Origin of the sequence: Pseudonocardia sp. ICBG1293 (assembly GCF_020131355.1) — a bacterium.
Lineage (GTDB): Bacteria > Actinomycetota > Actinomycetes > Mycobacteriales > Pseudonocardiaceae > Pseudonocardia.
In genome coordinates, this window is record NZ_JAHLEL010000054.1 from 406,443 (window position 1) to 418,257 (window position 11,815).

The 11,815-nt window shown below is 67.1% G+C and carries 5 protein-coding genes and 3 rRNA genes; 4 read left to right on the top strand and 4 right to left on the bottom strand.

Features of this window, described 5'->3' with window-relative positions; all coding sequences use genetic code 11:
• Positions 1–19 precede the first annotated feature (19 nt).
• Positions 20–835 (top strand): 2-keto-4-pentenoate hydratase, encoded by an 816-nt coding sequence (locus KPF47_RS32705; RefSeq protein WP_224392605.1) that lies wholly within the window; start codon positions 20–22, stop codon positions 833–835.
• A 12-nt stretch (positions 836–847) separates the two neighbouring features.
• Here KPF47_RS32705 and KPF47_RS32710 read toward each other — a convergent pair whose 3' ends face one another.
• On the bottom strand, positions 848–1,726 hold the full coding sequence (locus tag KPF47_RS32710; RefSeq protein WP_224392606.1) for a diacylglycerol kinase family protein: 879 nt from the start codon (positions 1,724–1,726) through the stop codon (positions 848–850).
• A gap of 53 nt (positions 1,727–1,779) precedes the next feature.
• Here KPF47_RS32710 and KPF47_RS32715 point away from each other — a divergent pair, with 53 nt between their 5' ends.
• The 3 genes from KPF47_RS32715 to KPF47_RS32725 all read left to right on the top strand — a co-directional run bounded on the left by KPF47_RS32715 (position 1,780) and on the right by KPF47_RS32725 (position 4,291).
• A complete protein-coding gene (locus KPF47_RS32715) occupies positions 1,780–2,580 on the top strand; it encodes an SDR family NAD(P)-dependent oxidoreductase (RefSeq protein ID WP_224392607.1) in 801 nt (266 codons plus the stop codon).
• Positions 2,581–2,792: 212 nt separating this feature from the next.
• Positions 2,793–3,167, top strand: a complete 375-nt coding sequence (locus KPF47_RS32720) for an RNA-binding S4 domain-containing protein (protein ID WP_224392608.1) — start codon at positions 2,793–2,795, stop codon at positions 3,165–3,167.
• Between the two features lie 20 nt (positions 3,168–3,187).
• Positions 3,188–4,291 (top strand): quinone-dependent dihydroorotate dehydrogenase, encoded by a 1,104-nt coding sequence (locus KPF47_RS32725; protein WP_224392609.1) that lies wholly within the window; start codon positions 3,188–3,190, stop codon positions 4,289–4,291.
• Between the two features lie 597 nt (positions 4,292–4,888).
• Here the strand turns inward: KPF47_RS32725 and rrf are convergent.
• The 3 genes from rrf to KPF47_RS32740 all read right to left on the bottom strand — a co-directional run bounded on the left by rrf (position 4,889) and on the right by KPF47_RS32740 (position 10,059).
• A 5S ribosomal RNA gene (gene rrf / locus KPF47_RS32730) occupies positions 4,889–5,005 on the bottom strand.
• A 107-nt stretch (positions 5,006–5,112) separates the two neighbouring features.
• Positions 5,113–8,208 (bottom strand): 23S ribosomal RNA (locus KPF47_RS32735).
• A gap of 331 nt (positions 8,209–8,539) precedes the next feature.
• Positions 8,540–10,059, bottom strand: a 16S ribosomal RNA gene (locus KPF47_RS32740).
• Together the 16S, 23S and 5S rRNA genes form the textbook arrangement of a ribosomal RNA operon.
• Between the last annotated feature and the right edge of the window lie 1,756 nt (positions 10,060–11,815).

Consider the following 11,815-nt stretch of genomic DNA (forward strand, 5'->3'; position numbering starts at 1 on the left):
CTGGCAGGATCGCGCCCCGATGAGCGCCGAGAACAGCCCCGAGGGAATGGACCCGACCGCCGTCGACCTCGTGCGGGCCGACGGCACGGCCGGCGCGCTGTGGCAGGCCTGGACCACCGGCGAACGGATCGCCGCGCTGCCGGAGCTGCTGCGCCCGCGCAGCCTGGCCGAGGGGTTCGCCGCGCAGAGCAGACTCTCGGAGCGGGCGGGGCCGTCGTACGGCTGGAAGCTGGCGGCGACCGCGCCCGCCGGACAGGCCCACATCGGGGTGGACGCCCCGCTGCCGGGGGTCCTGTTCGAGCGGTTCCGGCACTCCCCCGGCGACGTCGTGCCCTCCGAGGACCTGCACATGGCCGTGGCCGAGGCGGAGTTCGCGTTCGTGCTGGGCGCACCGGTCGGGGCCGGCGCCGGCCGCGAGGAGCTCCGTGCCGCCGTCGCCGCCGTGCACGGGGCGGTCGAGCTGCCCGAGTCGCGGTTCACCGACTTCGCCGCGGCGGGGGCGCCGTCGCTGATGGCCGACGCCGCGTGCGCCGGGCGGTTCGTGCTGGGTCCGGAGCTGCCCGGCGCCCTCGACCTGGACCTCGCCGCGACCCCGACCACCCTGCAGGTCGACGACGCGGAGGCGGCGGGCTCGGGCACGGCCGTCCTCGGGGACCAGTGGACCGCGCTGGCCTGGCTCGCCGACGTCCTGCCCGGCTACGGGCTGCGTCTCGAGGCGGGCACGATCGTCACCACCGGGACGACGACCACCCCCGTGCCGGTCCGCCGCGGCGCCCGGGTGCGGGCGGGTTTCGGCGACGGCCTCGGCTCCGTGGAGTTCACCCTCGCCCCGTGACCGCGCAGCGCCTCAGCGCACGACGTCGAGCGCACCCGCCGCGCAGCGGATGCGGATCGCGGTCCCGCCGGTCACCTCGTCCACCTCACCGTCGATGTGCACCGGCATCGGTCCGCACGCGGTGAACCGGAAGTCCGAGGTCGACGGCTGCCGACCGAGACCGGAGAAGGCCGCGCGGACCGCCACCCACAGCTGCTTCCACTTCGGACGGTGCTCCAACAGCACGACCTCGAAACGGCCGTCGTCGGGGCGGCTGGTGGCCGACAGCTCGGCGACCTTGGCCATCTCGCCGATGTTGGCGAAGACGAGGTTGTCGATCCGGCGCCGGTCGCCGCGGGAGAACTCCACCTCGAACGGTGTGAACGCCCAGAACGCCCGCACCGTCGTGATGACCTCGCGGATGCTGCCCTTGCCCCCCTTCTCGATCTGCAGTGCGACGACGGGGGTCAGCCCGAACCCGATGTAGGAGTGCGCGTAGTGCGGTGGGTCGTCGCCGCGGTGCATCTCGAGCAGGTCCATCGGCTCGGGGCGACCGTCGAGGATCGCCTCGGCCAGCGGCCGGCGTGCGGTGACCCGGTCGTGGTCGTTCGCGTTCCCGGCGGCCAGGACGGCGGCCGAGGCGGCGGTGCCCGGCACGTCCATGATCCCGTTGACGACCTCGTTGTAGCCGCCGTCGCCGGAGGCCGACACGATGAGCGGGCGCCCACCGGCGGACGCGGCGTCCCGGGCGATGACGCGCGCGTGCCCGGCGTACTCGGTGGGCACCAGCCGCACGCTCAGCTCGGGACGGGCGGCGGCGAGCTCGTCGCGCAGCCGTCCGGCGAGCACGTCGGCGTCCCCCGTACTGCCCGGGTTGAAGACCACCAGCACGGAGTCGATCGGCTCAGCCACGCGCACACCGTAGACGCCTGCGGTCCCGCCATCGTTGCGGCACGGTGGGGGACATGGATCTGCAACTGAACGGGCGGCGGGCGATCGTCACCGGCGGCAGCCGCGGAATCGGCCTGGCGACGGCCAGGGCGCTCGCCGCGGAGGGCGCCCGGGTGGCGTTGTTCGCCCGCGACGCCGGGGCCCTGGAGGCCGCCGCGGCCACGGTGCGCGCCGACGGGGCACCGGAGGTGCTGGCCGTGGCGGTGGACACCACCGACGACGACGCGGTGCGCCGCGGGGTCGCCGCCGTCGCCGACCGGTTCGGCGGGGTGGACGTGCTGGTGAACGCCGCCGCGCGACCGGCGAGTGCCAGTCCGCCGACCGATCTCGCCTCGATCACCGACGACGCGGTGCGGGTCGAGCTCGAGACGAAGGTGCTCGGCGACCTGCGGTGTGCCCGGGCCGTGGCGCCGCTGATGCGGGCGCAGGGCTGGGGCCGGATCGTGAACGTGAGCGGGCTGAACGCGCGGAAGTCGTCATCGCTGGTGGGGTCGGTGCGCAATGTCGCGGTGGCCTCCCTGACGGCGGCGCTCGCCCAGGAACTCGGTCCGCACGGCATCAACGTGACGGTCGTGCACCCCGGTGTCACCGAGACCGAGCGGACCCCCGGCGCGGTGGCGGCACGGGCGGAGTCGGCCGGGATCGGCGAGGCGCAGGCGCGCGCGGAGCTCGACGCGACCACGACGATCGGCCGTATCACGACCGCCGCGGAGGTCGCCGACGTCATCGTGTTCCTGTGCTCGCCGCGTTCGGTCGCCGTCACCGGTGACGCCGTCGCCGCGGGTGGGGGGACACCGGGGGTCGTGCACTACTGAGGTCCGACGGCCGGGAGCCGGGCCGGCGTCGTCGGGAGCCCGCCGGGCGGGGGCGGTCCACTTCCGCGGTCCGGAGCGGGGCACCTGCAGCAGATCCCGACGGTCGCTTCGGGGCCCGGGGGTTCGGAGCCGGATTCGCAGCCGGGCCCCGGCTGCCGTCGGCCGAGGCGACGCGTCGGCCGGAACGGCCCTCCGGATGGCACGATGGTCCGATGGAGGGGACCCGCGTGGACCGGTGGCTGTGGTCGGTGCGCCTGGCCAAGACCCGTGCCGACGCCGCCGCGGCCTGCCGCGGGGGTCACGTGCGGATCAACGACCGGCCCGCGAAGCCGGCGGCGACCGTGCAGGTCGGCGACCGGGTCCGGGCGCGGGTCTACGACCGGAACCGGATCGTCGAGGTCACCCGGGTGATCGAGAAGCGGGTCGGTGCGCCGATCGCGCAGGAGTGCTACGTCGACCACACCCCGCCGGAGCCGAGCGCCGCGGGGCAGCCGCTGTTCGCCCATCGCGACCGCGGCGCCGGGCGACCGACGAAGCGCGACCGGCGGATGCTCGATCAACTGGGCCTGTCCCGCCGCACGTCCTGAGCCGGTGTGAGGATGGGGGCATGTACGACGCCCTCATGCGCCACGTGCTGCGGCACGTCCCGTCCGAGCCCGCGCACCGGATGGGGTTCGGGGTGGTCCGGGCACTCGGGACCGCACCCGTCGTGGGTGAGCGGATGGCCGAGCGGTTCACCCCCTCCGACCCCGTGCTGCGTACGCGGGCGCTGGGTCTGGAGTTCGCCGGGCCGATGGGCCTCGCCGCCGGCTTCGACAAGGACGCCGAAGGGGTGCTCGCCCTCGGCAGGCTCGGGTTCGGCGCGGTCGAGATCGGAACGGTGACCGGGCGGGCGCAGCCCGGCAACCCGCGGCCCCGCCTGTTCCGGCTCGTGGAGGATGCGGCCCTGGTCAACCGGATGGGCTTCAACAACTCCGGTGCCGGGACCGTCGGCCCGCGGCTCGCCGCGCTGCGCACCCGGTCCGGCCCGGGGATGCCCGTGCTGGGAGTGAACATCGGCAAGAGCAAGGCCGTGCCGGCCGAGGACGCCGCATCGGACTACCGTGCGAGCGCCGCCGCACTGGGCCCCTACGCCGACTACGTCGTGGTCAACGTCAGCTCTCCGAACACACCGGGGCTGCGTGACCTGCAGCAGGTGGACGTGCTGGAGCCGCTGCTCGTCGCGGTCCGCGAGGAGCTGGACCGGGTGTCCGGGGACCGCCGGGTGCCGCTGCTGGTCAAGATCACCGTCGACCTCGCCCCGGAGGACCTCGACGCCGTGGCCGACCTCGCCCGTCGGCTGCGTCTCGACGGCGTCGTCGCCACGAACACCACCGTGTCCCGCGAGGGCCTGCGCACCGCGCCCGACCTCGTCGCCGCCGCGGGCGGCGGGGGACTGTCCGGGCGCCCGCTGACCGAGAGCGCCCGCGCGGTCGTCCGGCAGCTGCGGACCCGTCTGGACGACGACCAGGTCGTCGTCTCCGTCGGCGGGATCGCCGACGCCGCGGAGGCCTACCGCCGGATCCGTTCCGGGGCGGCGCTGGTCCAGGCCTACACCGCCTTCGTCTACGGCGGTCTGCTCTGGCCCGCGCGGATCCACCGGGAGCTCGCGGCACTGCTGCGGGCCGACGGGTTCAGCTGCGTCGACGACGCGGTGGGTGCCGACCTCTGACACCCGGTGGGTGGCCGAGAGAACGTCATCGTCGCCCGTCGGAGCGGCGGACGGGTCCTCGGACCACCTTCGGAGGGGCGTCGCTCCACGGACGGTGGCAGCAACGCTCGACCATCTGCTGTACGGCTGCCCCGCACACCCCTGTCTGTCCTGGTTCGGACGTGTCGCGTCACGGGGTCGTGTCCCGCCTGGGCCCGCCATCGCACGGGTGCGTCGTGAGGCCCCCGAGACCTGCGCTCCTCGCCCGGTCGGTGCGGCCGCACCGCATCGGAACCATGCGCGTTCGACCAGGGACTCATCGATCCTGCTGTCGCGCACCCTCCTGGGACGTCGCAGCCCCCTTGCACAGGCCGTGAGGTCGCAGGAACCCGTGCGGGGTCTGCCGGCCACGCGCCGGTAGAGAGGACAGCAGCGCCACTGCGGGCACAGCTGTCGACGGTCACCGCGGCATCACCGGCGGCTCGGGCTCGGTACCACCGGCCGCCCGAGTACCGGCCCGAGAAGACCGGACACGGCCACGCCACCAGAACACCACGACACCAGAAACGAGAGATGTCCCGGACCATCAGGTCCGGGACATCTCCCACCCACATTGAATGTCGGCGACGACCTACTCTCCCACACCCTGGCGAGTGCAGTACCATCGGCGCAGGAAGGCTTAGCTACCGGGTTCGGAATGGGACCGGGCGTTTCCCTACCGCAATGACCACCGACAACACTATTCAACAAACCCCACCACAAAAACGGGTGGGGGACCAACGAACACACAACCCGCACAGGGTTGTGAGCTCAGGGTCACACAGTGGATGCGAACAACTCGTTGTGGCAAGCCCTCGGCCTATTAGTACCGGTCAACTCCACCCCTCACAAGGCTTCCATCTCCGGCCTATCAACCCAGTCATCTCCTGGGAGCCTTACCCACTCAAAGGTGGTGGGAGACCTCATCTTGGAACAGGCTTCCCGCTTAGATGCCTTCAGCGGTTATCCCTCCCGAACATAGCCAACCAGCCGTGCCCCTGGCGGGACAACTGGCACACCAGAGGTTCGTCCGTCCCGGTCCTCTCGTACTAGGGACAGCCTTCCTCAAGTCTCCAACGCGCGCGGCGGATAGGGACCGAACTGTCTCACGACGTTCTAAACCCAGCTCGCGTACCGCTTTAATGGGCGAACAGCCCAACCCTTGGGACCTACTCCAGCCCCAGGATGCGACGAGCCGACATCGAGGTGCCAAACCATGCCGTCGATATGGACTCTTGGGCAAGATCAGCCTGTTATCCCCGGGGTACCTTTTATCCGTTGAGCGACACCCCTTCCACAAGGTGGTGCCGGATCACTAGTCCCGACTTTCGTCCCTGCTCGACCCGTCAGTCTCACAGTCAAGCTCCCTTGTGCACTTACACTCAACACCTGATTGCCAACCAGGCTGAGGGAACCTTTGGGCGCCTCCGTTACTCTTTGGGAGGCAACCGCCCCAGTTAAACTACCCACCAGGCACTGTCCCTGAACCAGATCATGGCCCGAGGTTAAGACACCCAATTCGACCAGAGTGGTATTTCAACAACGACTCCACCACCACTGGCGTGATGATTTCACAGTCTCCCACCTATCCTACACAAGCCGAACCGAGCATCAATACCAAGCTATAGTAAAGGTCCCGGGGTCTTTCCGTCCTGCCGCGCGTAACGAGCATCTTTACTCGTAGTGCAATTTCGCCGAGTCTGTGGTCGAGACAGCGCCCAAGTCGTTACGCCATTCGTGCAGGTCGGAACTTACCCGACAAGGAATTTCGCTACCTTAGGATGGTTATAGTTACCACCGCCGTTTACTGGCGCTTAAATTCTCCGCTTCGACCCCGAAGGAGCTAACAGGTCCTCTTAACGTTCCAGCACCGGGCAGGCGTCAGTCCGTATACATCGTCTTGCGACTTCGCACGGACCTGTGTTTTTAGTAAACAGTCGCTTGGGCCTGGTCTCTGCGACCGGCCGTCCCTAGCCAGCAAGGAGCCTCAAGACAACCGGCCCTCCTTCTCCCGAAGTTACGGAGGTATTTTGCCGAATTCCTTAACCACAGTTCGCTCGATCGCCTCGGTATTCTCTACCTGACCACCTGTGTCGGTTTGGGGTACGGGCCGCAACAGCACTCGCTAGAGGCTTTTCTCGACAGCATGGGATCACTCTCTTCGCCTCAATCGGCTACGCATCACCTCTCACCCTTCACGATCCCCCGGATTTACCTAGGAAATCAGGCTACAGGCTTACACCACGACAACCACCGCGTGGCGGAGCTACCCTCCTGCGTCACCCCATCACTTACCTACTACCAGATCGGATCCCACGCTCCCCCACAAACAACACTCCCGAAGGAGCGAAGGTGGGTTCGGATGGTTAGCATCACCGGCCTCGGCATGGACGCACTATCACGAGCACGGGAATATCAACCCGTTGTCCATCGACTACGCCTGACGGCCTCGCCTTAGGTCCCGGCTCACCCTGGGCGGAACAACCTGGCCCAGGAACCCTTGGTCATCCGGCGGCAGAGATTCTCACTCTGCATTCGCTACTCATGCCTGCATTCTCACTCCCACACCCTCCACCCGTAAATCACTCCCGGGCTTCACCAGATGCAGGACGCTCCCCTACCCAACAACACAACAGTGTCATTGCCACGGCTTCGGCGGTGCGCTTGAGCCCCGCTACATTGTCGGCGCAGGACCACTTGACCAGTGAGCTATTACGCACTCTTTCAAGGGTGGCTGCTTCTAAGCCAACCTCCTGGCTGTCCGGGCGATCCCACATCCTTTCCCACTTAGCGCACGCTTAGGGGCCTTAGCCGGTGATCTGGGCTGTTTCCCTCTCGACCACGAAGCTTATCCCCCGCAGTCTCACTGCCGCGCTCTCACTCACCGGCATTCGGAGTTTGGCTGACTTCGGTAAGCTTGTCGGCCCCCTAGGCCATCCAGTGCTCTACCTCCGGTAAGAAACACACGACGCTGCACCTAAATGCATTTCGGGGAGAACCAGCTATCACGAAGTTTGATTGGCCTTTCACCCCTACCCACAGCTCATCCCCCAGGTTTTCAACCCTGGTGGGTTCGGGCCTCCACGACGTCTTACCGACGCTTCACCCTGGCCATGGGTAGATCACTCCGCTTCGGGTCTACACCCCGCGACTACAACGCCCTATTCGGACTCGCTTTCGCTACGGCTACCCCACACAGGTTAACCTCGCCACGAAGCATAACTCGCAGGCTCATTCTTCAAAAGGCACGCCATCACCCCGTCCGAAGACTCAAGGCTCTGACGGCTTGTAAGCACACGGTTTCAGGTACTATTTCACTCCCCTCCCGGGGTACTTTTCACCTTTCCCTCACGGTACTTGTCCGCTATCGGTCATCAGGTAGTATTTAGGCTTGACGGGTGGTCCCGCCAGATTCACAGCGAATTTCACGGGCTCGCTGCTACTCGAGAACACGCCCACAACAGAACCAGACATTTTCGCGTACGGGGCTATCACCCACTACGGCCGACCATCCCAGAGTCGTTCCGCTAACACCGGCTCTTGCTGTCCCATCCTCGGCAGAAGATGAACGACACGTCTCACAACCCCGCACCCGCAACACCTGCCGGCTTGACACGGACACGGTTTAGCCTCTTCCGCTTTCGCTCGCCACTACTCACGGAATCACTATTGTTTTCTCTTCCTGTGGGTACTGAGATGTTTCACTTCCCCACGTTCCCTCCACGCACCCTATGAATTCAGGTACGGGTAACGCCCCATGACGGGCGCTGGGTTTCCCCATTCGGACACCCTCGGATCACAGCTCGGTTGACAGCTCCCCGAGGCCTATCGCGGCCTCCCACGTCCTTCATCGGCTCCTGATGCCCAGGCATCCACCATGTGCTCTTAACAACTTGACCACAACAAGATGCTCGCATCCACTATGCAACACTCAACCCACAACCACACCAGACCAAGAAGAAGCCACCACACCCGGAACCAACCGGGGCGTTAGGACAACCCTCAACCTGAGCGGCCAAAGAAAACAACCCACAGCTCCGAAGAACCTCGGGGTGTCCCCTCAGGACCCAACAGTGTGCCAAGCCAAACGGTCCGACGACCTGCGTTCCACCCAACGCACCCGACCCACGAACGGGGCCGCAAATGCGATTCAATGAAGGAACCACAGACACCTTATGAGCAGAACTCACAGAGTATTGTGGTGCCCCATCACATGATGGGACTCCTTAGAAAGGAGGTGATCCAGCCGCACCTTCCGGTACGGCTACCTTGTTACGACTTCGTCCCAATCGCCAGTCCCACCTTCGACAGCTCCCTCCACAAGGGTTGGGCCGCCGGCTTCGGGTGTTACCAACTTTCGTGACGTGACGGGCGGTGTGTACAAGGCCCGGGAACGTATTCACCGCAGCGTTGCTGATCTGCGATTACTAGCGACTCCAACTTCACGGGGTCGAGTTGCAGACCCCGATCCGAACTGAGACTCACTTTAAGGGATTCGCTCCACCTCACGGTCTCGCAGCCCTCTGTATGAGCCATTGTAGCATGTGTGAAGCCCTGGACATAAGGGGCATGATGACTTGACGTCATCCCCACCTTCCTCCGAGTTGACCCCGGCAGTCTCCCATGAGTCCCCACCATTACGTGCTGGCAACATGGAACAAGGGTTGCGCTCGTTGCGGGACTTAACCCAACATCTCACGACACGAGCTGACGACAGCCATGCACCACCTGCACACCAACCACAAGGGAATCCCTATCTCTAGGGATGTCTGGTGCATGTCAAACCCAGGTAAGGTTCTTCGCGTTGCATCGAATTAATCCACATGCTCCGCCGCTTGTGCGGGCCCCCGTCAATTCCTTTGAGTTTTAGCCTTGCGGCCGTACTCCCCAGGCGGGGCGCTTAATGCGTTAGCTGCGGCACAGAAACCGTGGAATGGTCCCCACACCTAGCGCCCAACGTTTACGGCGTGGACTACCAGGGTATCTAATCCTGTTCGCTCCCCACGCTTTCGCTCCTCAGCGTCAGTATCGGCCCAGAGACCCGCCTTCGCCACCGGTGTTCCTCCTGATATCTGCGCATTTCACCGCTACACCAGGAATTCCAGTCTCCCCTGCCGAACTCAAGTGATGCCCGTATCGACCGCACGCTCAGAGTTAAGCCCCAAGTTTTCACGGCCGACGCGACACACCGCCTACGAGCTCTTTACGCCCAATAATTCCGGACAACGCTCGCACCCTACGTGTTACCGCGGCTGCTGGCACGTAGTTGGCCGGTGCTTCTTCTCCAGGTACCGTCAATTGCTCTTCGTCCCTGGCGAAAGAGGTTTACAACCCGAAGGCCGTCATCCCCCACGCGGCGTCGCTGCGTCAGGCTTCCGCCCATTGCGCAATATTCCCCACTGCTGCCTCCCGTAGGAGTCTGGGCCGTGTCTCAGTCCCAGTGTGGCCGGTCGCCCTCTCAGGCCGGCTACCCGTCACCGCCTTGGTAGGCCATCACCCCACCAACAAGCTGATAGGCCGCAGGCCCATCCCCCACCGAAAAAACTTTCCACCACCAACCATGCGATCAATGGTCCTATCCGGTATTAGACCCAGTTTCCCGGGCTTATCCCAGAGTGGAGGGCAGGTCACCCACGTGTTACTCACCCGTTCGCCGCTCGTGTACCCCCGAAAGGGCCTTACCGCTCGACTTGCATGTGTTAAGCACGCCGCCAGCGTTCGTCCTGAGCCAGGATCAAACTCTCCAACAAAACCCTGACAAACAAACAACTGGCCACAACACCCGACGGGGTCGAATGCTGCAACCACAATTTGGCACAAAACGCCAAACCGAATAAAAATAGCTCGACACACTGTTGAGTTCTCAAAAGACCCCCGCACCGCACTCACCCACCCCCACACAAGGAGCAGGATCCTGAAGACGGATCATCTCGACCCACCAAGACAATCACACCGAGAAACTCGGCGAACCACCGGGGGTCATGTCCGCGGGGCCTGTTGACCGGGCCTCCCAGGCCCGTTCTGTCCGGCTCACTCGCTGACAGGAAGAAAGTTACGGCACGGTGTCCGGGGTCGTCAAACCGGGGGGTACCTACGGCGTACATCCGATGTCGTCGCAGGTCACGATGCTGGAGACGGGCCGACACACGGTTATCGAGACCCCCTCACCAGGCGTTCCGGCCGATCACCGTCTTGTGTGACGCCGACCACGGTCACTTCGCCGCGGGTGGCCGACGTGGTCTTCTCGGTGGTCGGGCCACCACCCGACCGGGTCGTCGATCGGTCGTTGACCTGCGTCGTCAGGTCCATGGGCGGACGTGGTGACGGTCCTTCCGACGTCCGTGCACCGGGTCCGTGCGTTCCGGCGACGCTCTGCCGTTCCGGGTCGGGTGGCAGGTGGGCGGGCCGGTCGCCCCCTCCCGCTCGTGGTGCCGTCGGCGGCGCCCGGCCGAGCGGACGCCCGGTCCGGCGACGCTGCCCGGCCGGGACCGCCGGAGCTCGTCGTCGGCCGCCCGCCGGAGCTGATCCGGCACCGGCGGGCCGTGCAGCTCCTCCCGCTCCGTTCCGCGGCCCGCAGCCGGAGGGGACGTCGCGCCACCGCCGTCCCGACGGGGCCGACGTCCGATGTTCCGTCGGAACGACGCCCAGGAGGACGGTCCGACCTGCGAGGACGACCGATGGTGGTCTCCCGTCCGGCGCCGTCACCGCATCAGGGGGGTATCCGTGCCCGTTCCTGCGCGTTGGTCCGTCGAGTGCTCCTCGTCGGGTCCTGCAGCGCGTCGGGGGCGAATGCGCGACGCGATCCGACGAGGAGCACTCCCTTCTCCCCTCCTCCTGCACGGTGCGGCCGTCAGGCACCACCGCACGGACGGGATCAGGGAGCGGCCGGAGCCGCCGGTCCCGGAGCGGCGGGCGCCGCCGGTGCCGCGGGTCCACCCGGACCCGGAACCGTCGCGCCCGGGGCCGCACCGGCAGCGGGCGGCGTCGGAGCGGTGGCCCCCGGGGCGACACCCGCAGCGGGCGGCGCGGGCGGCGTCGGAGCCCCGACAGGCGGCGCACCCCCCGCACGACCCGGCCCACCGGCCGGACCGCAGGCACCCGGCCCACCGGGTCCGCCGGGGCCGGCACCGTCCGGGCCACGCCCCGGCCCGTCGGACTCCCGACCGGGCGCCTCGGGACCACCGGGGCCGCGACCGTCCGCGGCGACGGCGGAACGGGCCGGACCGTCCCCGGGCCGGCGAACGCGGTCCCCACGACCAGCCCGCTCGCGGTGGCTCCGACGACCAGGCCGATGACGCCTGCCGCGACCACGGGCAGTGCCGACCGGCGTCGCAGGGAGGCGAACCGGCGACGACGCGGCGGGTCACCCGCATCGGAGGCTGCGGCGACCGTCCCTCCGTCGTGCGCACCGTCCCGCGGCTGTGGGCCCGGGGTGTGTGCGGTGGGGGCGTCGTCGGCGGGGACCGGCGGCTGCCGGTCGGTGGGACGGTCGTCGTCGCGCGGGGT

Excerpts from the sequence above, each read along its gene's own strand:
- KPF47_RS32720 (WP_224392608.1), top strand. The coding sequence starts at position 2,793 with ATGGAGGGGACCCGCGTGGACCGGTGGCTGTGGTCGGTGCGCCTGGCC.
- KPF47_RS32715 (WP_224392607.1), top strand. The coding sequence starts at position 1,780 with ATGGATCTGCAACTGAACGGGCGGCGGGCGATCGTCACCGGCGGCAGC.
- KPF47_RS32705 (WP_224392605.1), top strand. The coding sequence starts at position 20 with ATGAGCGCCGAGAACAGCCCCGAGGGAATGGACCCGACCGCCGTCGAC.
- KPF47_RS32725 (WP_224392609.1), top strand. The coding sequence starts at position 3,188 with ATGTACGACGCCCTCATGCGCCACGTGCTGCGGCACGTCCCGTCCGAG.